This is a genomic window from Blastococcus xanthinilyticus (assembly GCF_008124835.1).
Classification (GTDB): domain Bacteria; phylum Actinomycetota; class Actinomycetes; order Mycobacteriales; family Geodermatophilaceae; genus Blastococcus; species Blastococcus xanthinilyticus.
Window position 1 is genome coordinate 1 of record NZ_VNHW01000025.1, and the last position, 23,236, is coordinate 23,236.

A 23,236-nucleotide genomic window follows, 5' to 3' on the forward strand; every position below is an offset into this window, starting at 1 on the left:
GTGTAGACCCTGCCCACGAAGACACCCCTCCCGTGGCGATGCCGCCACTGTGACGGTGTCCGCGAAACCCGGGCAAGCTCAACGTCCACCACGTCCTGCACTGGGCCGACGGCGGCGAGACCTCCCTGACCAACGCAGCCCTGCTCTGCGAACGCCACCACACCAAGGTCCACCACGGCTTCACCATCGAACGAGATACCGCCGGCCGGTGGCACACCTACCGGCCCGACGGCACCGAGATCCTCGTCCTCCCAGGCATAGTCGAGCAGCCCGCCCGTTCCCGCGCCGGCTGACGACCGGTCAGCCGGACGACTCCGCCCACGGCTCGACGGTCAGCTCGGGCCACTGCTCCTGCCAGCGCGCCGTCTTCGCCTCGTAGACGTGCCGCGGCGCCAGCCGCGGGTTGGGCCGCACGACCAGGCCGAACAGGTCGGCGTAGCCGTGCGGGGCGTAGACCTCGACGGCACCGGTGTGGTCCACCCGGATGCCGTAGCAGCAGCAGATCGCCGCGAAGGAGTCGATGGCGTCGGCGCAGTCGCGGAACGGCGGGGCCGGCACCCCGAACCTCTGCTCGTACCAGAGGTGCACCCGGGCCTCGTTGCGGATCTCGACCGGCACCGGCAGGTCGGCGAACAGCTCCTCCCCCGCCCGGATCACCGCGTCCTCCGCCGCCCACGAGGTGTCGGGGTCGAAGTAGAAGAAGTCCGCGTCCCGGATGCCGGTGCCCGGCGGGCGCCCGGTGAGGGAGTTCCACACCGTCTGGAACAGCACCCCCGCCGTCAGCCACCAGTCGGACAGCCCCAGCGCGGGCGCGCGGTCCAGCACCGCCCGCACGGTCGGATCGGCGGTGACCAGCTCGAGGCACCGCGCCTCGTCCGCCCGGCTCACACCAGCCGGAGGATCCCCGCCGCGGTGGCCAGCAGCGCGGCGAGCAGCAGGATCACGGCGACCGCGACCTGCGGCCCGGAGCGCGCGGCGGTGTCGGCGTCCAGCCGCCAGACGCTCCAGGCGCCGCCCAACAGGAATCCGCCGACGATCAGCAGGATCAGCCCGAAGTCCACGCGGTTACAGCGCGCCCTTGGTGGACGGGACGTCGGTCACCCGCGGGTCGATCGCGACCGCCTGGCGCAGCGCCCGGGCCAGCGCCTTGAACTGCCCCTCCACGATGTGGTGGGCGTCCCGGCCGGCGTAGAGCACCCGCACGTGCAGGCTGATCCGCGCGTTGAAGGCGAAGGACTCCAGCACGTGCTTGGTCAGGCTGGTCGGGTAGTCCGGCCCGATCATCGGCGTCATGTTCTCCGGCTCGGCGTGCACGAAGTACGGCCGGCCGGAGAGGTCGACGGCGGCCTGGGCGAGCACCTCGTCCATCGGGATGGTGGCGTCGCCGTAGCGGGTGATGCCCCGCTTGTCGCCCAGCGCCTGCGCGAAGGCCTGGCCCAGCGCGATCGCGACGTCCTCGACGGTGTGGTGGGCGTCGATGTGCAGGTCGCCGTCGGCGCGCACGGTGAGGTCGATGCCGCTGTGCTTGGAGAGCGCGGTGAGCATGTGGTCGTAGAAGCCCACGCCGGTGCTGATCGAGCTCGTGCCGGTGCCGTCGAGGTCGAGCTCGACGACCAGCTTGGTCTCGTTGGTCTCGCGCTCGACGCGTGCGGTGCGGGTCATGGTGCTCAGTCTCCCAGAGTGGCGCGGTGGTCCGGCGCGACCTCACCCAGCGCGGTGAGGAACGCCGTCGTCTCCTCGGCGGTGCCGGCGGTCACCCGCAGCCAGCCGGGCAGCCCGACGTCGCGCACCAGCACTCCGCGGTCCAGCAGCGCCCGCCAGGCCGCGGGCGCGTCGGCGAACCGGCCGAACAGCACGAAGTTGGCGTCGCTGGCCACGCTGGTCAGGCCGAGGCCGGGCAGGGCGTCGACGATGCGGTCGCGCTGGCCGCGCACCGCGTCGACGGTCGCCAGGAGCGCGTCGGTGTGCGCGAGGGCCGTCCGCGCGGCGGCCTGGGTCAGCGAGCTCAAGTGGTAGGGCAGCCGGACCAGCTGCAGCGCGTCGACGACAGCCGGATCGGCGGCCAGGTAGCCCAGCCGCAGGCCCGCCATCCCGAACGCCTTGCTCATGGTGCGGCTGACGATCAGCCGCGGCCGCCCCGGGAGCAGCGTCAGCGCCGAGGGCGTCCCGGTGCGGGCGAACTCCGCGTAGGCCTCGTCGACCACGACGACGCCCTCGGTCGCGTCGTAGAGCGCGGCGACGGTATCCAGGTCCACCGCGGTGCCGGTCGGGTTGTTCGGGCTGGTCACGAACACCACGTGCGGCGCGACGTCCCGCACCTGCGCCACGGCGGCGGCCCGGTCGATGCCGAAGTCCGGTGCGCGGGAGCCGTCCACCCAGGCCGTGCCGGTGCCGGCGGCGATGATCGGGTGCATGGAGTAGGACGGCGTGAAGCCCAGCGCCGTCCGGCCCGCACCGCCGAAGGCCTGCAGGATCTGCTGCAACACCTCGTTGGACCCGTTCGCGGCCCACACCTGCGCCGGCGCGACGATCTCGCCGCTGGTGTGCGACAGGTAGGCCGCCAGGTCGGTGCGCAGCGCGGTCGCGTCGCGGTCCGGGTACCGGTTGAGCTCCAGCGCCGCGTGCCCCAGCGCCGCGCCGAGGTCGGCGAGCAGCTCGGCCGGCAGCGGGTGCGGGTTCTCGTTGGTGTTGAGCCGGTGCGCGGCGGGGACCTGCGGCGCCCCGTACGGGCTGCGGCCGCGCAGCTCCGGCCGCAGCGGGAGATCCTCCAGCGACGTCATGGGCGCTGCCGGATCCGCACCGCGGCGGCGTGCGCCGGGAGGTCCTCCGCACCGGCGAGGGCGTCGATGTGTCCGGCGACCCCGGCCAGCGCCTGCTCGTCGTACTCGACGACGTGCACGCCGCGCAGGAACGACTGGACCGACAGCCCGCTGGAGAAACGGGCACAGCCGCCAGTGGGCAGCACGTGGTTGGACCCGGCGCAGTAGTCGCCCAGGGACACCGGCGACCACGCCCCGACGAAGATGGCCCCCGCGTTGCGCACGCGGAGGGCGACCTCGCGGGCGTCGCGGGTCTGGATCTCCAGGTGCTCGGCGGCGTAGGCGTCGACGACCCGCACCCCGGCGTCCAGGTCGTCGACCAGCACGATCCCCGACTGGCTGCCGTCGAGCGCGGTGGTGATCCGCTCGGAGTGCTTGGTGGCGTTGACCTGCCCGGGCACCAGCGCCAGCACCGCGTCGGCCAGCTCCTCGCTCGGCGTCACGAGGACCGCGCCGGCCAGCGGGTCGTGCTCGGCCTGGCTGATCAGGTCGGCGGCGACGTGCGCCGGCTCGGCGGTGTCGTCGGCGAGGATGGCGACCTCCGTCGGGCCGGCCTCGGAGTCGATGCCGATCAGCCCGCGCAGCAGCCGCTTGGCGGCGGTCACGTAGACGTTGCCCGGGCCGGTGACCATGTCCACCGGCTCGCAGGATCCGGCCCCGTAGCCGAAGACCGCGACGGCCTGCGCGCCGCCGACGGCGTAGACCTCGGTGATGCCCAGCAGCGCGCAGGCGGCGAGCACCCCCGGGTCGGGCAGCCCGCTGTGGTCGCGCTGCGGCGGGGAGGCGACTGCGATCGACTCCACCCCGGCGATCTGCGCCGGTACGACGTTCATCACCACGCTGGAGAGCAGCGGCGCGAGGCCCCCGGGCACGTACAGGCCCACGCGGCGGACGGGCAGCCACCGCTCGGTGACCGTGCCACCGGGGACGACCTGGGTCGTGACGTCGGTGCGCCGCTGGTCGGCGTGCACGGCCCGCACCCGGGCCACCGCCTCCTCCAGCGCGGCGCGCAGCGTGGGGTCGCACTCGGCCAGCGCCCGGTCCAGCGCCTCGGCGGGCACCGCGAAGTCCTCGGCGTCCACGCCGTCGAGCCGGGCGGTGATCTCGCGGACCGCCTGGGCGCCGCGGATGCGCACGTCCTCGCACAGCGGCCGCACGGTCGCCAGCACCGAGTCGATGTCGGTGGCGGCGCGCGGCAGTAGGCCGGCCAGCTCGCGGACTCCGGGCAGCGCGGATCCGCGCAGGTCGATGCGGGCGAGCACGGGGTGGCCTCCGGAGGGGTGGAGCGGGGTGTGGGCGCAGCCTCAGGGTAGCCAGCGACGGCGACCACCCCCGGGCCGCCCGGGCAGAACCAGGACGACCGGGCCGTACGCTTTCCCGGATGGGCGAACTGATCCCGCTGTTCCCGCTGGGGCGGCCACTCTTTCCCGGGGTCGTCCTGCCCCTGCAGATCTTCGAGCCGCGGTACCGCCGGCTCATGGGCGACCTGATGGCGCTGCCCGAGCACGACGACCACCGCTTCTTCGGCGTCGTCGCCATCCGGCAGGGCTGGGAGGTCGAACACGTCGCCCCCGCCGCGGCGCTCTACGACATCGGGTGCGCCGCGCGGCTGCGTCGCGTGCAGCCGCAGCCCGACGGGGGCTTCCGGATCGTGACGGTGGGCGGTGAGCGGTTCCGGCTGCTCGACGTCGTCGTCGGCGACGACCCGCCCTACCTCCAGGGCGAGGTGGAGTGGCTGGCCGAGGAGGAGGCGGCCGAGGAGGCCGCCGGGGACGCCGAGGCGGTGGCCGACGGCCCGGCCCTGTGGGTGCCGCCGGCCGACGACCTCAGCGCGTCGGTCGCCCGGGGCTCCCTCGACGTCCTGGCGCAGGGCGTGGGCCGGCTGTTCACCCGCTACGTGGCGGAGGTGTCGGCGCTGGGCGCGGGAGCCTCCGGCGACGGGGCCGAGGCGGCGGTGCGGCTGGCGGCAGCGGCCGACGACCCCGCCGCGCTGTCCTGGCTGGTCGCCTCCTCGGCCCTGCTGACCACCGAGGACCGGCAGGCGCTGCTCGCCGAGTCCGCCACCCGCAGGCGGCTGGCGGCGGAGTCGCGCTTGCTGCGGCGGGAACTCACATTGCTGCAGACCCTCGGCGCGGTGCCGGCGCCCCTGCAGCAGTTCGCCAGCCCGATGACGGTGAACTGAGCACGGACCCCCTCACCCCTCGGGGGACCGCGGCAACCCTCCGGAGGAGCCCACGGGGCGGCGCAGCCCCTCGTCGGCGCTCATGAGCGCCGCCGCCACGTAGACCAGCAGCGCACCGAACGGCGCCACGGCGAGCGCCGGCAGCGAGCCGAGCCGCAGGCCGGTCGTCACCAGGGCGCCGACCTCGGCCAGCTGCGCAGGGGTGGGCGGCACCCCCACGAGCTCACCGACCTGCCAGGCGACGACCGCGGCGAACGACGTCCCGAGAGCCAGCACGAGCAGCATGCCGACGCCGCGGCCGCGGCGGAGCAACCAGCCGACGCCCCCGGCCAGGAGGCCGAAGGCGAGCAGCAGGAACACGAGGACGGCGTCGTCGGCCATCTGCAGCTCGACCTGCGGGGAGCCGATCGCGACCGGCCCGGTGTCGGTCACCCGGTAGTCCGCGCGCGGGGCGAGCAGCCACCACAGCAGGCCGATCGGGATGCCGGTGAGCGCCAGCCCCGCCAGGAGCCAGCGTCCGGTGCGCAGGTCCTCGCGGACCTCCGGCCAGCCCCGCCAGTAGGCCGACGGCGGCACCCCGGGGACCGGGCGGAGGGGCAGCGGTGGGGTGCTCACTCCCCCAGTGAACAACGGCTTCCCTGGCGACGGCCCCGCGGTCCCCCGGTCAGCGCGGCCCGTCGAGGGGTCCGTCGTCAGAGCAGCGCGACGCTGGTCGGGCCGAGGAGCGCCTTGATGTCGCCCATGAGCGCCGTGCTCGGCCGCACCCGCAGCCCCTGGTCCAGGCGCAGGACCGTCTCCCGCCCGCCGTTGATGAGCTTGAGCTGGACCTCGGTCGTGCCGGGGTGGCTGCCGAGCACCTCGCGCAGCCGCTCCACCACCGGCGGGGTGCAGCGCGCCGCCGCCATGGAGACCAGGACCGGGCCACGCGGGCCGTCGGTGAGCTCCGGGAGGGTGACCTCGGAGCCGAACAGCGACGGCTGGTCGTCGCGCCGGCTGATCCGCCCCTTGACCACGATGATCTGGTCGCGGACGACCTTTTCGGAGACCTCCGCCCACGTCTTGGGGAAGAAGAGCACCTCGATGCCGGATTCCAGATCCTCCAGCGTCGCGATCGCCCAGGGTGCGCCCTGCTTGTTGGTGCGCGGGGAGACCGCGGTGAGGATGCCGGCGATGGTCACGTTGGCGCCGTCCTCGACGCCGCCGGCGTTGATCTCCGCGATCGGGGTGTCGGCGTTCTGCGCCAGCACGTGCTCCACGCCGTGCAGCGGGTGGTCGGAGACGTAGAGGCCGAGCATGTCGCGCTCGAACATCAGCCGCTCGCTCTTGGACCAGTCCGCCGTCGGGATGGTGATGTCCAGCGCGCCGGCGAACGGGTCGTCGGCCGCCCCCTCGGCGCCGAAGCTGCCGAACAGGTCGAACTGGCCCTCGGCCTCCTTGCGCTTGAGCCCCATCGCGGAGTCGACCGCCTGCGCATGGACGGCGACGATGCCCTGCCGCGAGTGGCCCAGGGAGTCGAACGCGCCGGCCTTGGCCAGGGACTCGATGACCTTCTTGTTGCAGGCCACGGTGTCGATCTTGCGCATGAAGTCCGCGAAGTCCTTGAATGCGCCCTTCTCCTCGCGGGCCCGCACGATCGACTCCACGACGTTGTTGCCGACGTTGCGCACCGACGCGAGGCCGAAGCGGATGTCGGTGCCGACGGCGGTGAAGTCCCAGGAGGACTCGTTGACGTCCGGCGGGAGGACCTTGATCCCCATGCGGCGGCACTCGGCCAGGTAGATCGGCCGACGGTCCTTGTCGTCCTGGACGCTGGTGAGCAGCCCGGCCATGTACTCGGCCGGGTAGTTGGCCTTGAGGTACGCCGTCCAGTACGAGACCAGGCCGTAGGCCGCCGAGTGCGCCTTGTTGAAGGCGTAGTCGGCGAACGGCACGAGGATGTCCCAGAGCGTCTTGATCGCCGCGGACGAGAACCCGTTGGCCTTCATGCCGGCCTCGAACCCGACGAACTCGGCGTCCAGGACGGACTTCTTCTTCTTGCCCATCGCGCGGCGCAGCAGGTCGGCCTTGCCGAGCGAGTACCCGGCGACCTTCTGCGCGATCGCCATGACCTGCTCCTGGTACACGATCAGGCCGTAGGTCTGCCCCAGGATCTCCGCGAGCGGCTCGGCCAGCTCCGGGTGGATCGGGGTGATCTCCTGCTGGCCGTTCTTGCGCAGCGCGTAGTTCGTGTGCGAGTTCGCGCCCATCGGACCGGGGCGGTACAGCGCGCCGACGGCGGAGATGTCCTCGAAGTTGTCCGGCCGCATGAGCCGGAGCAGGGACCGCATCGGGCCGCCGTCGAACTGGAAGACCCCCAACGTCTCCCCGCGCGACAGCAGCGCGTACGTGTTCGGGTCGGTGAGGTTCTTGCTGATCTCGTCGAGGTCGACCGGCTCCTTGCCGTTGATCACGATGTTGCGCAGCGCGTCGTCGATGACGGTGAGGTTCCGCAGGCCCAGGAAGTCCATCTTGAGCAGGCCCAGCGTCTCGCAGGTCGGGTAGTCGAACTGCGTGATCACCGCGCCGTCGGCCTCGCGCCGCATGATTGGGATGGAGTCGATCAGCGGGTACCGGCCGATGATGACCCCGGCGGCGTGCACGCCCCACTGCCGCTTCAGGCCTTCGAGCTTGCGGGCCTGGTCGACCACCTCGGCCGCGCCCGGGTCGGACTCGTAGCGGGCGCGGAACTCCGCGGCCTCCTTGTAGCGCGGGTGGGCCGGGTCGAACACCCCGGTCAGCGGGATGCCCTTGCCCATCACGTCCGGCGGCATGAGCTTGGTCAGCTCGTCACCCACCGAGTAGGGCCGGTCGAGCACCCGGGCGGCGTCCTTGATCGCGGCCTTGGCCTTGATGGTGCCGTAGGTGACGATCTGGCTGACCCGCTCCTCGCCGTACTTCTGCGAGACGTACTGGATGACCTCGCCGCGGCGGCGGTCGTCGAAGTCGATGTCGACGTCGGGCATGGAGACGCGCTCGGGGTTGAGGAACCGCTCGAAGATCAGCCCGTGCTGCAGCGGGTCGAGGTCGGTGATCCCCATCGCGAAGGCGGCCAGCGAGCCGGCCGCCGACCCGCGGCCCGGGCCCACCCGGATGCCGTTGTCCTTGGCCCAGTTGATGAAGTCGGCGACCACGAGGAAGTACCCCGGGAAGCCCATCTGGCAGATGATCCCGGTCTCGTAGTCGGCCTGCTTGCGCACGTGGTCGGGGATGCCGTTCGGGTAGCGCTTGTGCAGCCCGCGCTCGACCTCCTTGATGAACCAGGAGGTCTCGTCCTCGCCCTCGGGCAGCGGGAAGCGCGGCATCAGGTCGGCGCCCTCGGTGAAGCTCACCTCGCACTGCTCGGCGACCAGCAGCGTGTTGTCGCAGGCCTCCCGCAGGTCGCCGGTGAACAGCGCGCGCATCTCGGCGGCGGACTTCAGGTAGTAGCCGTCGCCGTTGAACTTGAAGCGGTTGGGTTCGTTGAGCCGCGACCCGGTCTGGATGCACAGCAGGGCGTCGTGGGCGTCGGCGTCCTCCTTGTGCGTGTAGTGCAGGTCGTTGGTCGCGAGCAGCGGGATGCCGAGGTCCTTGGCGATGGCCAGCAGGGCCGGCCGCGTCTTCTTCTCGATCGACAGCCCGTGGTCCATCAGCTCGGCGTAGAAGTTCTCCCGCCCGAAGATGTCCTGGAAGTCGGCGGCGGCCTGGCGCGCCTTGTCCTCCTTGCCGGCGCGCAGCCACATGTTCACCTCGCCCGAGGGGCAGCCGGTGGTGGCGATCAGGCCCTTCCCGTAGCGCTCCAGCAGGTCGCGGTCGAACCGCGGCTTGCGGTACTGGCCCTCGAGGCTGGCCAGCGAGGAGATGCGGAACAGGTTGTGCATGCCCTCGGTGGTGCGGGCCAGCAGGGTCATGTGGGTGTAGGCGGCCTTGCCGCGGTTGTTCCCGCCGTCGCCCTCCTCGTCGATCAGCTTGTCGCCGAAGTCGAAGGGGGCGCGGTCGAACCGGGAGCCGGGCGTGTAGTAGCCCTCCATGCCGATGATCGGCTTCACGCCGGCGGCCTTGGCGGTCTTGTAGAAGTCGTACGCGCCGAAGACGTTGCCGTGGTCGGTCATCGCCAGCGCCGGCATCCCGTGCTCGGCGGCGGCCTTGGTGACCTCGGGCAGCTTGGCCGCACCGTCCAGCATCGAGTACTCGGTGTGCACGTGCAGGTGCACGAAGTTCTCGTCGCGGGACGGGCTGCTCACGGTTGCGCGTGCTCCTCACGGGTCTCGACGGCCCCACCGCACGGGGCGGGCGGGGTCGACGGGGTGGTTCTCATGACCGGCGGGGAAGGCCGTTCGGCGGTGACGCTCCAGCGGGACCGGTGCTGTCGATCCTCGCACCTCGACAGGTCTACCGGCGACCACCGACAAGTTCGTGTCGGGGCGATCCGGACCACTCCGTCACACGGTCCCCGTCGGCCCCTCCCCGAGCGCGCGGCGCATGGTCACGTGGGCGATGCCGGCCTCCTCGTAGACCTCACCGACCGCCACGTAGCCGGCCCGCTCGTAGAACCGCCGGGCCGGCAGCTGGGCGTGCAGCTCCACCGCCGTGGCCCCGAGGAGACGGGCCTGCCGGTGCAGCTCGGCGAGGACGGCGGCCCCGTGCCCCCGGCCGCGGACGTCGGCGTCGGCCGCCATCCGCCCGATCCGGGCCGTCGTCCCGTCCATCAGCAGCCGCCCGGTGGCGACCACCCGGCCGGCCGGCTCGCCGGAGACGCCCCGGCTCAGCACGTGCACCGCCGTGGCGTCGGCCTCGTCCTGCTCGATCTCGGGCGGGACGCCCTGCTCCTCGACGAACACGCGGGTGCGCAGCGCGGCGACCTCCGGCCAGTCGGAGGGGGTGGCGACCCCGGCGGTGGGCGCGCTCACGCGCGGTCCTCGGTGGGCAGGGCGGTGGCGGGCACGAGCAGGAAGCGTAGGTCGATGAGCGCGTGCAGCAGCACCGGGAGCAGCAGCGACCCGGTGTCGAGGTAGAGGACCGCCATCACCGCGCCGAGGACGCCGGTCAGCACGATGCCCGCGCGGCCCTGGTAGGCGTGCGCGAGGCCGAACGCGGCCGCGGCGACCACCACCAGCACCCAGGCGGGCGGGCCGCCGGCCAGGGCCGACACCACGGCGAGGAAGAAGCCCCGGTACAGCCACTCCTCGCAGATCCCGGCGGTCACGCCGACGACGGTGAACAGCCGGCGCTCCTCGTCGGTGCGGGGCAGCAGCGCCAGCGTCGACTGCCCGGGCGGCTCGGCGTGCCGGCCCTCGCCCGGCCGGCGCGTGGGCCGGGCCATCTCCAGCAGCGCGCCGGACCTGAGCTGGCGGGTGGAGGCGACCACGAACAGCAGCACCACGACGACGAGGACCACGCTGAAGGGCCCCGGCCACTCGCGCGGCCAGCGCAGCCCGACGGCGCCCGCGGCCACGCCCGGTGCGGCGAGCCAGACGACGAACGCCAGCACCGCCAGCCCCCACTCGAGCACCAGCAGCCGGCGGTAGAACGACCGGCGGGCGCCGTCGTCGGTGCGCAGCCGCCCCTCGAACCGGCGGTGCAGCACGTGCCCGACGACGGGCTCCCCCACCACCAGGTAGACGGCCACCACGACCGCGGCCAGCGCCGCCGGGCCGAAGTCGGCGACGGAGACCGGCAGGCCCGTCACCGCGGGAGGTCAGGCCTCGGCGCGCAGCAGGGCCAGCGCGCCGGCGAGGTCGGGCGGGTACTCGCTGGTGAACTCGACCCAGCGGCCGTCGTCCGGGTGCGGGAAGCCCAGCCGCACGGCGTGCAGCCACTGGCGGGACACGCCCAGCCGCGCGGCCAGGGTGGGGTCGGCGCCGTAGGTCATGTCGCCCACGCACGGGTGGCGCAGGGCGGAGAAGTGCACCCGGATCTGGTGCGTGCGGCCGGTCTCGAGCTTGATGTCCACGAGGCTGGCGGCGGCGAAGGCCTCCATGACCTCGTAGTGCGTCACCGAAGGCCGCCCGCCCTGCACGACGGCGAAGCGCCAGTCGTGCTTCGGGTGCCGGTCGATCGGCGCGTCGATCGTGCCGCGCGAGGGGTCGGGGTGGCCCTGGACGAGGGCGTTGTACCCCTTCTCGACCGTGCGCTCCTTGAACGCGGCCTTCAGCGCGGTGTAGGCGCGCTCGCTCTTCGCCACGACCATGACGCCGGTCGTCGCGGCGTCGAGGCGGTGCACCACGCCCTGCCGCTCGGCCGCCCCGGAGGTCGAGATGCGGTAGCCGGCCGCCGCCAGCCCGCCGATCACCGTGGGCCCGTCCCAGCCGGGGCTGGGGTGCGCGGCGACGCCGACCGGCTTGTCGACGACCACCAGGTCGTCGTCGTCGTGCAGGACCGTCATGCCCTCGACCGGCCTGGGCGCGGCGGGCTCACCCGGCGGCGGGGGCAGTTCGACCTCCAGCCAACTGCCCCCGGTCAGGCGGTCGCCCTTGCCGCGCACCCGCCCGTCGACGACGACGAGGCCGGCGTCGGCCACCTCCGCGGCCGTGGACCGGGAGAGGCCGAACAGCCGGGACAGGGCCTGGTCGACCCGCTGGCCCTCCAGCCCGTCGGGCACCGGGAGGGCCCGGTGGAGTCCGGGAGCGCTGGTCACGTCCCCCATTGTGCGGGTCGGGTCGAGCAGGCGGTCGCAGCGCCGGGTCAGGCCGTCTCGGCCGGCCCGTCGGCGCCGGCCCGGGTCCCGTCGAACTCGATGCCGCGCAGGGCGAGCAGCACGCCGAGGATGCCGCCGCAGACGATCGCGGAGTCGGCGACGTTGAAGACCGGGAACACCCGTCCGTCCGGGCCGAACACCGACACGAAGTCCACCACTCCCCCGCGCAGGAAACCCGGCTCGCGGAACACCCGGTCGATCAGGTTCCCCACCGCGCCGCCCAGCACCAGGCCCAGGGCCACGGCCCAGCCGGTGGACCGCAGCCGGCGGGCGGTGCGGACGATGACGACGGCGACGACCACGGCGATGAGGGTGAACAGCACGGTGAACCCCTCGGCGAAGGAGAACGCCGCACCGGTGTTGCGCAGGTGGGTCAGGTACAGCGCGCCGCCCAGCAGGCGGATGTCCTCACCGCGCTCGACCGTCGCCACGACGGCGAGCTTGCTGGCGAGGTCGGCCAGCAGGACGACGGCGGCAAGCGTCAGCAGCAGCCGGGTCCTGAGGCGGCCGGGGGACGCGGCGGAGGACCCGCCGGACGCGTCGTCCCCAGGGTCGACGTGCTCGGACAGGTCGGCTCCTCGGTCGTCGGCACCGCGGCCGGTGACCGGCGCGGTGCCGACGACGATAGCGGCGATCGGGCTCCCACCCCCGGCCCCACCCCGCGCGCACTGGGGCGGGAGGGCGGGACCGTCAGCCGACGCTGACGGCGGTGGCCCCGCCGCGTGCGTCGCTGTCCCGGCCCTGCGCCTCCTGCGCGTGCTCCAGGCGGTCCTCCGTGGCCAGCCGGGTCAGCTCGGCACCGGCCTCGGCGTCGCGGGTCAGGTTGTCCCCGGATTCCGGGTCGAACACGTGCACCTTGCGGCTGTCGAGCCAGAACTCCGCGTCCCGGCCCTCGCGGATGCGGCTGGTCGCGTCGATCGACACGATCGCCTGCGTGCGCAGCTCCTCGGAGTCCAGCTCCTTGGACAGGTCGCGCAGCTGGGCCTTGATCGAGTCGGGGGCGTCGTAGGGGATGTAGGCGTACTGCGAGTCGCCGAGCCACTCGGTCACGTCCACCCGGGCGCGGAAGGTGGAGCCGACCGGCCGCTTGGCCTCGTCGACCAGCGAGGCGTCCTCGAAGTACTCCGGCCGGATGCCGACCAGGAGCAGCTCGTGGCCGGCGACCGCGGCCGCCCGCTTCTCGTCCAGCACGATGTCACCGAACGGCGTCTTCAGCCGGTCGCCCTCCGGCGTCGCCGGCAGGAAGTTCATCGGCGGCGAGCCGATGAACCCGGCCACGAACAGGTTGACCGGCTGCTCGTACAGCTCGCGCGGTGAGGCGACCTGCTGGATCTTGCCCTTGCGGAGCACGCAGACCCGGTCGCCGAGGGTCATGGCCTCGGTCTGGTCGTGGGTGACGTAGACGGTCGTGATGCCCAGCCGGCGCTGCAGCCGGGAGATCTCGGTGCGCATCTGGCCGCGCAGCTTCGCGTCGAGGTTGGACAGCGGCTCGTCGAAGAGGAACGCCTCGGCCTGGCGGACGATGGCCCGGCCCATCGCGACGCGCTGGCGCTGACCGCCGGAGAGGTTGGCCGGCTTGCGCTCGAGGTGCTCCTTGAGCTCGAGCACGTCGGAGGCCTCGGTGACGCGGCGGCGGACCTCGTCGTCGGGCATCTTCGCCAGCCGCAGCGGGAAGGCGATGTTCTCGAAGACGGTCATGTGCGGGTAGAGCGCGTAGTTCTGGAACACCATCGACAGGTTCCGGTCGCGTGGGGCCAGGTCGTTGACCCGCTTGCCGCCGATGACCATGTCGCCGCTGGTGATGTCCTCCAGCCCGACGATCATCCGCAGCAGGGTGGACTTCCCGCAGCCGGAGGGGCCGACGAGGATCATGAACTCGCCGTCGGCGATGTCCAGGCTGACGTCGTTCACCGCCGGGAACCCGTCGCCGTACTGCTTGACGATGTTCTTCATCTCGATGGAGGCCATCAGGAGTCGTCCCCTCGGGAGGTCGGGAAGGTGAGACAGGGGGTCATGGCGGTCAGCCCTTGACCGCGCCGTTGGTGAGCCCGGCGACGATGCGCCGCTGGAAGAGCAGCACGAGGACGACGACCGGGATGGTGACGATCACCGCGGCCGCGGCGATCGAGCCGGTCGGTTCCACGAACTGCGACTCACCGGAGAACAGGCCGAGGGCCGCCGGGACCGGCCGGGCCGCGCTGGTCGAGGTGAGCGAGATGCCGTACAGGAAGTCGTTCCAGGCGATGAAGAAGGCGATGATCGCCGTGGTGAACACCCCGGGTGCGGCCAGCGGCACGATCACCCGGCGGAACGCCTGCCAGCTGGTGGCGCCGTCGACCTGGGCCGCCTGCTCCATCTCCCAGGGGATCTCCCGGAAGAACGCCGACATCGTCCAGATCGAGATGGGCAGGGTGAGCGACAGGTACGGGATGATCAGCCCCGGCCAGGTGTCGTAGAGGCCGATGTTCCGCCACAGGTTGAACAGCGGCGTGACGATCGAGATGATCGGGAAGATCGCGACGACGAGCGCGGTCGAGAGGATCAGCTTCTTCCCCGGGAAGTCCAGCCGGGCGATCGCGTAGGCGGCGAACATCGCCAGCAGGCAGGAGATCGCCGTGGCGATCAGGCAGATGCCGAAGGAGTTCCGCAGCGCCGGCAGGAACAGGCCGCTGGCCCCGCCGGTGAGGATCAGCTCGTAGTTCTCCCAGGAGAGCGCGCTGGGGAGGAAGCTCCCGTTGTTCAGGTCGCTGGGCGACTTGAACGACAGCGAGACGATCCACGCGATGGGGAACAGGCAGTAGAAGACGATCAGCACGCCGCCGACGATCCAGATGGCCTTCTTCCGCCCGGTCATCACTTCTCCCCTCTCGCCGCGCCCAGATCCACCTTGAAGCCCTTCACGAACAGGGCGGCGATGAGCATCACCGCGAGGAACAGCAGCACCGAGACCGCCGAGCCGAGGCCGATCTCCAGGCGCGAGATGGTCTGGCGGTAGGCGAGGAAGGAGACCGACTCGGTGCCGTTCGCGCCGGCGGTCATGACGAAGATGCTGTCGAAGATGCGGAAGGCGTCGAGGGTGCGGAACAGCAGCGCGACCATGATCGCCGCCTTCATGTTCGGCAGCGTCACCTTCCACAGCCGCTGCCACCAGCTGGCGCCGTCGACCTTCGCCGCCTCCTGCAGCACCTCGGGCACCTGCGCGAGGCCGGCGAGGAGCAGCAGCGAGATGAACGGCGTGGTCTTCCAGATCTCGGCCAGGCAGATCACGAAGATCGACGTCCCGAAGTCACCGAACCAGTCGGTGTCCGCCGCGACGCCGGGCAGCCAGGCGAACCACGAGTTGACGAACCCGCTGTTGATGTCGAAGGCGAACTGCCAGGCGAAGGCGGAGACGACCGTGATCACCGCGTACGGGATGAGGATCGCCGCGCGCACCACCGGCCGGATCGACGACAGCGCCTTGGCCATCACCATCGCCAGCCCGAACCCGAGCACCAGCTCGACCGCGACGGTGATCAGCGTGATCAGCACCGTCACCCACAGCGACTGCCACCACAGCGGGTCGGACAGGATGACGCCGTAGTTGCTCAGACCGATGAACTCCCGGTTCCCCGGGTCGGTGAGCCGGTAGGAGAACAGCGACTCGTAGGTGGCCTGCGCGATCGGGTACGCGGTCACGGCGAGCATGACGAAGAACGCCGGGCCGGCCAGCATCCAGCCGAGCTTCCGCTCGCCGCGGGACCGGTCGCTGACCTTGCCGTCCGGGGCGGAGACCGGATCGGTCTTCTTGGTCGGTGGGAGCGTCGTGGTGGTCACAGCAGCTGCTCCCCTCGCAGCACGGCGGAGATGAGCTCTTCCGCCACTTCCCCGGTCTGCCCGGGCTCGACCGAGCCCGGTGGGTGGTAGGTGCGCTGCAGGCCGCCGGAGACCTCGTTGTAGTAGGCCGTCTGGGGGCGCGGGGCCGCCTGCTCCAGCGACTGGCGGATGGTCTCCGCCATGGGGAACTGCTCGAGGACGTCGGGGTCCTCGAACACGGCGGCCGACGAGGCGGGGTTGCCCTCGTTGATCATGTAGTAGGCCTGGTTGTCGTCGGTGGTGATGCACTCGGCCGCCTCGAAGGCGAGCTCGGGGTGCGCGCTGAAGGCGCCCACGCCCAGGTCGATGCCGCCGAGCGGCGGGGCGCTGGGCGTGCCCTCGTCGACCTGCGGCCACAGGGCCCAGCCGATGTCGTCGAGCACCTCCTGGTCGAGCGTGCCCCCCTCGACGCCGGACTGCGCCTGCGCGTAGACGAACGGCCAGTTGACCTGGAAGCCGCCGTTCTCCCCCTCGAACTCCGCGGCCGAGGCCGATTCGTTCTCGGTGGAGAACGCCGCGCCGGCCTGCCCGGACTCGGCGACCATCGTCATGACCTCGGCGGCCCGGGCGGCGGCCTCGGAGGTGAGCCCCAGCTCCATGGTGTCGGGATCGGTGGCGTTGTCGGTGATGATCGAGCCCCCGGCGGACTCGATCAGCGAGTTCAGCCACACCGTCAGCGACTCGGCGCGGATGCCCTGCACCCCGAGCTCGGCGCCGGTCTCCTGCGCGGCGGTCACGATCTGCTCCCAGGTGACCGGCTCGCTCATGTCCAGCCCGGCGGCCTCGGCGACCGACTCGCGGTACCAGAGCAGCTGCGTGTTCGCCCAGAACGGGACGGCGACCAGCTCGTCCTCCCAGGTGGCGCCCTCGATCGCGCTCTGGACGACGCCCTCGGTGACCCGCTCGGTGACGTCGTCGGGGACGTCGGCCAGGAAGCCGGCCTGGGCGAACTCGGGGACGTAGATCGGGTCGAGGCTCATGAGGTCGATCGAGGCGTCCTTGGCCGCGAGCCGGCGGACGAGCTGCTCGCGCTGCGAGGCGGCGTCGCGCGGCAGGAGCGCGGTCTCGATCGTGTACCGGCCGTCGGCCGCCTCGGTGCACCGGCTGGCCAGCTCGGCCTGCCCGCCGTTGTCCGGGTTGATGTACCAGGTGAGCGTCGGAGGCCCTCCGGACTCGCCGCCGCAGGCGGCGAGCGTGGCGGCCAGGACGACGCCGGCCGTGGCGCCCGCGAGGCGCCGGGGCACCCGTGCGCGTCCTGATCGGGGAGCTCGGCCGCGCCGCACGGGCGGGGCCGAGCCGGGGATCTCTGACACGCGCATCGCCTCCGTTGGCGTCCGGTGCAGACCGATGATCTCGGCGGTGGTTGGAGCGTGGTACCGCCGTCAGGGGCTGTCAACCGGAAGGAGACCGACCCGTGACGGTCGCCCGCACCCCCGTCTACCAGGCGTTAACCGCGGCCGGCGATGACCGACGGGGTGGTGAGCTCCTGCGGGGTCTTGGGCAGCTCGGTCTCGAAGTAGGAGCGCGCCGCCCGCGTCGTACCGACGTCCCGGCCGGCCTCCTCGGACAGGAACCACCGGTGCTCCAGCACCTCGTGGAAGACCTCCGCCGGCGCCAGCCGGCCGGCGAGGTCGGGCGGGATGGCGTCGACGACCGGCTGGTAGACCTCGGCGAGCCACCGGTGCCCGGCGATCGTCTCCGGGACCGGGCGGCCGGACTTCTGCTCGAGGTAGGCGCGGAACGCCCGGACGTCGTTGAGCAGCCGCTGGGCCTGGCGCTCCTGCACCTCCAGGCCGGTCAGCCGGAACAGCTCGCGGCGGTTCTGCCCCGGCTCCGCGACCCGCGTCTCCACCCGCAGGCGGGTGCCCTCGTCGGTGGTCACCAGCTCCACCTCGCCGACGTCGAAGCCGAGGTCGTTGAGCCGGCGCAGCCGCTCGGCGACCCGGTACCGCTGCTCGTCGGTGCGGAACACCTCCTCGCGGGTGACCTCCTCCCACAGCGACTCGTAGCGCCGCGGCAGCCCCTCGGCGACCTCGATCGGGTCGATGTCCGCGGGCAGCAGCCCGCCGGCCTGCAGGTCGAGCAGCTCGGCGCCCACCCGCTCACGGGCGAGGTCGACGTCGTAGGCCCGCTGCCCCGGGGACAGCCGCGGGTGCCGGTCGGCGGTCTCGGCGTCCACCAGGTAGGCGGCGAAGGTGCCGGCGTCGAGCCGGAAGAGCGTGTTGGACAGCGAGCAGTCGCCCCAGAAGATGCCCGCCAGGTGCAGCCGGACCAGCAGCACCACCATGGTGTCGAGGAGCTGCTCGGCCGAGTGCGCGCCCTGGGGCCGGGAGAACAGCCACCGGTAGGACAGCGAGTACTCGAGGTAGCGGGTGACCAGGATGGCCTGCTGGTCGTCGGGGCGGTCGACGCAGATGCCCAGCACCGAGACCGACGGCAGCCCCTCGGACTCGAACTGGGCCAGCAGCGCGTACTCGTGCCGGGCGAGCTTCTCCGAGATCTCCTTCAGCGCGTAGACCCGGTCCTCGACGGCGACGAAGCGGACGACGTGCCGCGAGATGCCGCGTGAGGGGACGTCGAGCAGCAGGGCGTCGTCCCACTCCTCCAGCGGCTGGTGCCAGGGCAGGGAGAGCAGCCCGGTCGCGTCGGTGGCGGGGGGCCGGAAGAGGTACCGCATCGCGCTTCTCCGTGGGTTCCCGGCACGGCGACCGCCGTCCGGAGCCGATGTGATCACGATGCCACGGAGGCGCACCGTCCGCAGGGAGCGACGCCCCGCAGCTACACCGTCCAGAGCAGCGGACCGGTGGTGATGGGCGCCGGCTCAGCCCTCGGGGTTCACGTCGTCAGGCGCTCCTGCCTGGTGGCGCCTGAGGCGAGCATCGTCCCGCCGCCGACCGGGACGGGCCGTGATGCTGACCGCCAGGACGACCGCCAGCATCACCGCGACGGTGATCCACCCTTCCGCGGTGGTGTCGAACAGGTAGGCCATGCCCACGAGGAGCAGGACGACGAGGGCTGAGTAGAACCAGCCCCACGGCCCCGACCGCCACTCCCCCCAGTACGGATTCGTCTGCGTCCACCACCGCTTCGAGAACAGCCGGGGCTCGTGAGCGTCCTCGTCGTTCATCCGCCCCCACTCCCCTGCGTCCGAGGTGAGACGCCCAGATACGTCACCCGATGACGTACTCGGCCGCACCGAGACGGAACCGGGGCAACGGGAGCCCTGCCTACGGTGGATCGTCATGAAGACGGCGACGACGTGGACGACGAGCTCCCAGGCACCCTCCTGCTCGTCCACGAAGGCGTCCGCCAGCCAGTTCGCCCGCACCACGTACATCTGCACCCCATCCCTCCCGAGAGGAGGCTCGATGACTGGCTGCTCGGTGGCCACGTCGGGATCGCTGCACAAGATCAGGTGAATCCTCGTCACCCCAGCAATCCCGCACAACTCCTCACGTACCACTAGCCAGTGGCGCGGTGTCGGTTCAGCCACCTCCGCGCCTGGAGCACGACCCACAAACCGTATACATATATGCCGATAGCAAAGAGTGCGCCGATCAGCAAAGACCAGGAAAATATGTCAGTGGGCGGCATCGATTCGGGGATGTAAATGGCCATGAAGAGGCCGAATACCGATCCCATGAGTATGCCGCGCCACAGTCTGCCACCGAGCTCCTCTGCAGTCTGTAGGGCTAGTGGCATGTCTTCAGCTGACACGTCCATGCCTTTGATTATTCGCCAATGCACGCGTCGCCGCGCTCGTAGGTCGGATCGGCCACCACCACGCCCCCTTGACACTCCATCACTCCTCACCGCGCCGACGTGATGCCCACGAAGGATGTGCTTCATCTGCGCCTGTTATTCCAAGCCCATACAGCATCGTAAGCACCTACTAATAGGCCAAAGCCTCGAGCCGATCTCGCTCTAGCCGCATACCTTGCACCGTTGTATGCGTGCCGGCCGTAGCTCGAGATTCGCGCCGACCGTGCCACGATCCCCAAAGCTGACCCAAAGCCACCAGTAGCGGCTCCCAAGCAGTCCGCAGCGCGATTCCACCCGCGCCGCGCCCCAGTCCCGCAAAGCGCGGCCGATCCTAGTGCTGCGCCGGCTCCAGCGCCCCAAGCAACACTTCCGGCCATGATGGCGAGGCCCGACCCTGCTACGGCGAACAAGCCGACGCCAGTCGCGGCCAAGCCGATCACTCCAAGAACTCCGACTGTATTGACAATCGTGGTTCTGTGCTTCTTCACGAACCTCGTGGTTGCTCGCCATGCCTTCTTGAGCCAGCCCCACCGCCCGTCGAGATCGAACATGTTCACAGGGTCGGCCGGATACACGTAGGCGTTGGGGTTGCCGCCCTCCACCGGATCGGTGGTGAGGAAGCGGCCGAGGGTGGGTGCGTAGAGCCGGACGCCCATCAAGGTGAGGCCGCCGATGGTGCTGGCATCCCGCTGGTGAGTACCCAGCCAGCCGTACCGGGCCTGCGTGGAGGCCGCTGCCGGCTTCGCCCAGGGCATTCCGTGCTCGGTGGTCTCGGTGACCCGGAGGTCACCTGAGTTGTTCGAGCCGGCCGGCACCGTGGCGACGACGTCGCCGTGCAGGTTGGCCAGCTGCAGGGTCAGCGTGGCCCCGTTGGTCCCGCTCAGCGTCTGCACCGCGGCCAGCCCGCCGAAGGAGGCGATGTTGCGAGTCCAGCTGTTGTCGGGCTCCTTGACCACGTCGGGGTTGTCGTCGTCGCCGCTGTAGAGGCTGGTCGTCCGGCGGACCCCCGGCACGGAGACCTCGGTGTCGCTGCGCACCACCCGTCGGGCTGCGGCATCCAGACCGAAGCCTGTCGTCCGGCCTGCCTGACTCATGCCCGCCACCAGGTCGTCGACGAAGTAGTCCAGCGCCACGTCCCCGCCCTGGTCGAGGGTGTCGACCGACGGGAGCACGCGGGTGCGGCCGAGCGCGTCGTAGCGCAAGGACGCCCGCGCCCCACCGGCGCGCAGCCGGTCGGCGCTGTCGTAGGCGTAGCCGTCGGCAGCAGCGACGCTGGCCGGGCAGGTGCCCGGCGGCGATCCGGCGGTCGCCACCTGGGTCAACGAGATCCGGTTGCTGTTCACGTCGAAGCCGTACCGCCGGGTGCACGACGCACCGGTCGGCAGGCCGTTGCCGTCCCGCAGCGTGCTGTCGGTCGCGCTCACCAGCCGACGGGGGCCCTCGAATGCCGCTTCGCGTGACCGCCGAAGGCGGGCACGTTCGGACACGCACCGTCCACCGAAGCCTGGCATTCACGACTGGGCCGCGGTCACACGGCGCCCGACTCAACGGTCCAGACGATCACCCACGTCGAGAGTGCAGCGACCAGACCCAACCCGATCATCACCCCCCAACGCACCAGCGGGGCCATGCGGGCAGGGGGCGCCTTGGCGAGCCAGTTGATGACCGCCACGGCGACGATCAAGAGTGCCGACGCTACGTAGAACGCGACCGTCACCTCTTCCTCCCCCGTTGCGGATACCACTTGCCACTGAATGATCGGTACGCCGCGTGACCGTTGATCGCCACCCTCACTTCCGTAACTACCGGCCGCACCGCGAAGGACTGGCGTAGACTCGCAGTGCCGCTCTGGAGAGTGGGTCCGAATACTCCTCGCGACGCTATGGCGGCCCAGTGACGCAACCCATACGCTGCGTCTACCACCCTGCATCCGAGCTGAAGACCGAACCCAGCAGCACGCGTGGGCCGATCGTCCAGCAAACGGTCTATTTGGTCCTTTTTTCCATTCTCAAGAGTCATCGCCACGACTTCAACAGGCCAGACCGCCAGCCGCGCGACGGCCAGCTATGGAATGGACTATGGTGCCGAGCGCCGGTACAGCTCGGCCCGCGACCCCCAACTCGTCATTTGGAGCGGCGAGAGTCGGCGTATGCGCTTACCGCGGCGTCAAGGCGACTCTGGCCATTTATCACAGTCTGCTCCTGCACCAACAGGATGTCGGGCGAATCCAGCACTCGCCTACCGCTCGAGTCGTTATAGATGACTCTGAGATGCGAGAACCTCGCCCATCTACTCCACTCCGGCCAACGGTCGCCCCTTACTAGGTAGACACTGTCGAGACAGTCCCACGAGTATTCATGGCACGACTTCCCGCGCCTGCGGACGATTAGCCCCGTCTCGCTGGAGAAGATCACCACGCCACCTGGACGCAGGCGCCACAGCAATGCCCTAAAGGTGGCAATTCCCAGATTAATGCCCGCCCAGAGTAGCAATATGGCAGTTGATTCCTTTGATTCGCCTACACCCGCTAGGGCGAAGGGGACCCCAAGAAGAACCAAAGCGCCATGGGGGTAAAACGGCCTCCAGATCTGAGAAGTATCTGGCAAGACGACAGGCCGCTCCCTCACCGTCTCCATCAGCAAACCACTCCAAGCGCTCGGAGGAACCTCTCACACGCCACATCTTCGTTAGCGCCCCGGCTGGCATGGCGGGACCAGCGTGAACGCACGCCGGCCTCATCGAGGCACACCGTGAGACAGGGGGCGACCATGGTCGCTAGCGAGCCCTGAGCCTGCGGTCGCCAATATGCTGAATCGCGCCACCAGCCGCTAGCCCGTGAAGCTGACTAGAAGTATAGGTTGCCCTCCTCCACACCCGCGACGGAGTGGCTGCCACAGGAAACCGCCTCGTCGAGCTTGCGACTGACGAGCGGTAGGCGCGCTGGTATCCACGCGTGACCAACCCGGTTACAACGCTTCCGCCAACCAGGCTCGCAGCCGCTACCGCCGCGTTTCCCCACTTTCCCTGCCTAGCCCATGCAGCCGTGTACGCGACTCCACAAGCGGCACCCAATGGACCGATGCCAACGACGCTGCACAACTTGTTGATTCTCTTGCCCCACCTACTGTCCGTAAGCCACTTGGATGCCCGCATGGACGCCCTCGAGGCAGCGTGGCCAACGGCGTTCCAGGCCTTCTTGAGCCAGCCCCAGCGCCCGTCGAGGTCGAACATGTTCACCGGGTCGACCGGATACACATACGCGCTGGGGTTGCCGCCCTCCACCGGGTCGATGGTGAGGAAGCGCCCGAGGGTGGGTGCGTAGAGGCGGACTCCCATCAGGGTGAGGCCGCCGATGGTGCTGGCGTCTCGTTGGTGGCTGCCCAGCCAGCCGTAGCGGGCCTGGGTGGTGCCGGCGGCGGGCTTGATCCAGGGCAGGCCGTACTCGGTGGTCTCGCTGACCTGGAGATCGACCGAGCTGGTGGCATCGGCGGGCAGGGTGGCCACGACGTCGCCGTGCAGGTTCGCCAGCTGCAGCATCACCTCCGCCCCGTTCGTGTCGTTCCTGGTGACGAATGCGGCCAGCCCTCCGAAGGAGGCGATGTTGCGGGTGAAGCTGTTGTCCGGCTCCTGCACCACGTCGGGGTTGTCGTCGTCCCCGCTGTAGAGGCTCGTCGTCCGGCGCGCACCCGGCACCGCGGCATCGGTGTCGGTCCGCACCACCCGCCGGCTCGCCGCATCCAGACCGAACGCCGTGGCCCGCCCGCCCTGGCCCATACCTGCCACGAGGTCATCGACGTAGTAGTCCAGGGCCACGTCCCCACCCTGATCCACGGTGTCCACCGACGGCAGCACCCGCGTCCGACCGAACGCGTCATACCGCAGCGACGCCCGGACACTGCCAGCCCG

The 23,236-nt window shown here is 71.0% G+C and carries 21 protein-coding genes and 1 pseudogene; 2 read left to right on the forward strand and 20 right to left on the reverse strand.

The window, feature by feature from the left end; translation table 11 throughout:
• Nucleotides 1-86: 86 nt before the first annotated feature.
• Nucleotides 87-293: pseudogene (locus BD833_RS21840) on the forward strand (HNH endonuclease); the annotation flags it as partial.
• Between the two features lie 7 nt (nt 294-300).
• Here BD833_RS21840 and BD833_RS21845 read toward each other — a convergent pair.
• The 5 genes from BD833_RS21845 to hisD are packed head-to-tail and all read right to left on the reverse strand — an operon-like array spanning nt 301 to nt 4,081.
• Nucleotides 301-888: a nucleotidyltransferase family protein gene (locus BD833_RS21845; protein ID WP_166535272.1), complete on the reverse strand. Its 588-nt coding sequence runs from the start codon at nt 886-888 to the stop codon at nt 301-303.
• Nucleotides 885-1,061, reverse strand: a complete 177-nt coding sequence (locus BD833_RS21850) for a hypothetical protein (RefSeq protein ID WP_166535273.1) — start codon at nt 1,059-1,061, stop codon at nt 885-887. The genes BD833_RS21845 and BD833_RS21850 overlap by 4 nt, the downstream gene beginning before the upstream one ends.
• A 4-nt stretch (nt 1,062-1,065) precedes the next feature.
• Nucleotides 1,066-1,662, reverse strand: coding sequence for an imidazoleglycerol-phosphate dehydratase HisB (gene hisB, locus BD833_RS21855; RefSeq protein WP_166535274.1), 597 nt, complete (start codon nt 1,660-1,662; stop codon nt 1,066-1,068).
• Nucleotides 1,663-1,667: 5 nt separating this feature from the next.
• Nucleotides 1,668-2,780 (reverse strand): histidinol-phosphate transaminase, encoded by a 1,113-nt coding sequence (locus BD833_RS21860; RefSeq protein ID WP_166535275.1) that lies wholly within the window; start codon nt 2,778-2,780, stop codon nt 1,668-1,670.
• Nucleotides 2,777-4,081, reverse strand: a complete 1,305-nt coding sequence (gene hisD, locus BD833_RS21865; RefSeq protein WP_166535276.1) for a histidinol dehydrogenase — start codon at nt 4,079-4,081, stop codon at nt 2,777-2,779. The genes BD833_RS21860 and hisD overlap by 4 nt, the downstream gene beginning before the upstream one ends.
• Nucleotides 4,082-4,200: 119 nt before the next feature.
• Here hisD and BD833_RS21870 point away from each other — a divergent pair, with 119 nt between their 5' ends.
• Nucleotides 4,201-5,001: an LON peptidase substrate-binding domain-containing protein gene (locus BD833_RS21870; RefSeq protein ID WP_166535277.1), complete on the forward strand. Its 801-nt coding sequence runs from the start codon at nt 4,201-4,203 to the stop codon at nt 4,999-5,001.
• Between the two features lie 12 nt (nt 5,002-5,013).
• Here BD833_RS21870 and BD833_RS21875 read toward each other — a convergent pair whose 3' ends face one another.
• The 15 genes from BD833_RS21875 to BD833_RS21945 form a co-directional block, all read right to left on the reverse strand.
• Entirely contained in the window at nt 5,014-5,616 is a 603-nt protein-coding gene (locus tag BD833_RS21875; RefSeq protein ID WP_166535278.1) for a hypothetical protein, read from the reverse strand.
• Between the two features lie 77 nt (nt 5,617-5,693).
• Nucleotides 5,694-9,260, reverse strand: coding sequence for a DNA polymerase III subunit alpha (gene dnaE / locus BD833_RS21880; RefSeq protein ID WP_208092822.1), 3,567 nt, complete (start codon nt 9,258-9,260; stop codon nt 5,694-5,696).
• Nucleotides 9,261-9,458: 198 nt separating this feature from the next.
• Nucleotides 9,459-9,926 carry a GNAT family N-acetyltransferase gene (locus BD833_RS21885; RefSeq protein WP_166535279.1) on the reverse strand — a complete coding sequence of 156 codons (468 nt, stop codon included), beginning with the start codon at nt 9,924-9,926 and terminating at the stop codon, nt 9,459-9,461.
• Nucleotides 9,923-10,705: a CPBP family glutamic-type intramembrane protease gene (locus BD833_RS21890; protein WP_166535280.1), complete on the reverse strand. Its 783-nt coding sequence runs from the start codon at nt 10,703-10,705 to the stop codon at nt 9,923-9,925. Before BD833_RS21890 ends, BD833_RS21885 begins: the two co-directional genes overlap by 4 nt.
• A 9-nt stretch (nt 10,706-10,714) precedes the next feature.
• Complete coding sequence (locus BD833_RS21895) at nt 10,715-11,662, reverse strand: RluA family pseudouridine synthase (RefSeq protein WP_166535281.1); 948 nt, start codon at nt 11,660-11,662, stop codon at nt 10,715-10,717.
• 38 nt (nt 11,663-11,700) lie between these two features.
• On the reverse strand, nt 11,701-12,144 hold the full coding sequence (lspA, locus tag BD833_RS21900; protein WP_243737881.1) for a signal peptidase II: 444 nt from the start codon (nt 12,142-12,144) through the stop codon (nt 11,701-11,703).
• A 259-nt stretch (nt 12,145-12,403) separates the two neighbouring features.
• Complete coding sequence (locus tag BD833_RS21905) at nt 12,404-13,681, reverse strand: ABC transporter ATP-binding protein (RefSeq protein WP_166535282.1); 1,278 nt, start codon at nt 13,679-13,681, stop codon at nt 12,404-12,406.
• A 52-nt stretch (nt 13,682-13,733) separates the two neighbouring features.
• Complete coding sequence (locus BD833_RS21910; RefSeq protein ID WP_166535283.1) at nt 13,734-14,567, reverse strand: carbohydrate ABC transporter permease; 834 nt, start codon at nt 14,565-14,567, stop codon at nt 13,734-13,736.
• Nucleotides 14,567-15,529, reverse strand: a complete 963-nt coding sequence (locus BD833_RS21915) for a carbohydrate ABC transporter permease (protein WP_166535284.1) — start codon at nt 15,527-15,529, stop codon at nt 14,567-14,569. The genes BD833_RS21910 and BD833_RS21915 overlap by 1 nt, the downstream gene beginning before the upstream one ends.
• Nucleotides 15,526-16,812 carry an extracellular solute-binding protein gene (locus BD833_RS21920; RefSeq protein ID WP_243737882.1) on the reverse strand — a complete coding sequence of 429 codons (1,287 nt, stop codon included), beginning with the start codon at nt 16,810-16,812 and terminating at the stop codon, nt 15,526-15,528. Before BD833_RS21920 ends, BD833_RS21915 begins: the two co-directional genes overlap by 4 nt.
• 203 nt (nt 16,813-17,015) lie before the next feature.
• Nucleotides 17,016-18,245 (reverse strand): DUF4032 domain-containing protein, encoded by a 1,230-nt coding sequence (locus tag BD833_RS21925; protein ID WP_166535286.1) that lies wholly within the window; start codon nt 18,243-18,245, stop codon nt 17,016-17,018.
• A 144-nt stretch (nt 18,246-18,389) separates the two neighbouring features.
• Nucleotides 18,390-19,061, reverse strand: a complete 672-nt coding sequence (locus BD833_RS21930) for a hypothetical protein (protein WP_166535287.1) — start codon at nt 19,059-19,061, stop codon at nt 18,390-18,392.
• Nucleotides 19,062-19,413: 352 nt separating this feature from the next.
• On the reverse strand, nt 19,414-20,754 hold the full coding sequence (locus BD833_RS21935) for an RHS repeat-associated core domain-containing protein (RefSeq protein WP_166535288.1): 1,341 nt from the start codon (nt 20,752-20,754) through the stop codon (nt 19,414-19,416).
• A 104-nt stretch (nt 20,755-20,858) separates the two neighbouring features.
• Entirely contained in the window at nt 20,859-21,047 is a 189-nt protein-coding gene (locus tag BD833_RS21940; RefSeq protein ID WP_166535289.1) for a hypothetical protein, read from the reverse strand.
• Between the two features lie 1,058 nt (nt 21,048-22,105).
• Nucleotides 22,106-23,143, reverse strand: coding sequence for an RHS repeat-associated core domain-containing protein (locus tag BD833_RS21945; protein ID WP_208092824.1), 1,038 nt, complete (start codon nt 23,141-23,143; stop codon nt 22,106-22,108).
• Between the last annotated feature and the right edge of the window lie 93 nt (nt 23,144-23,236).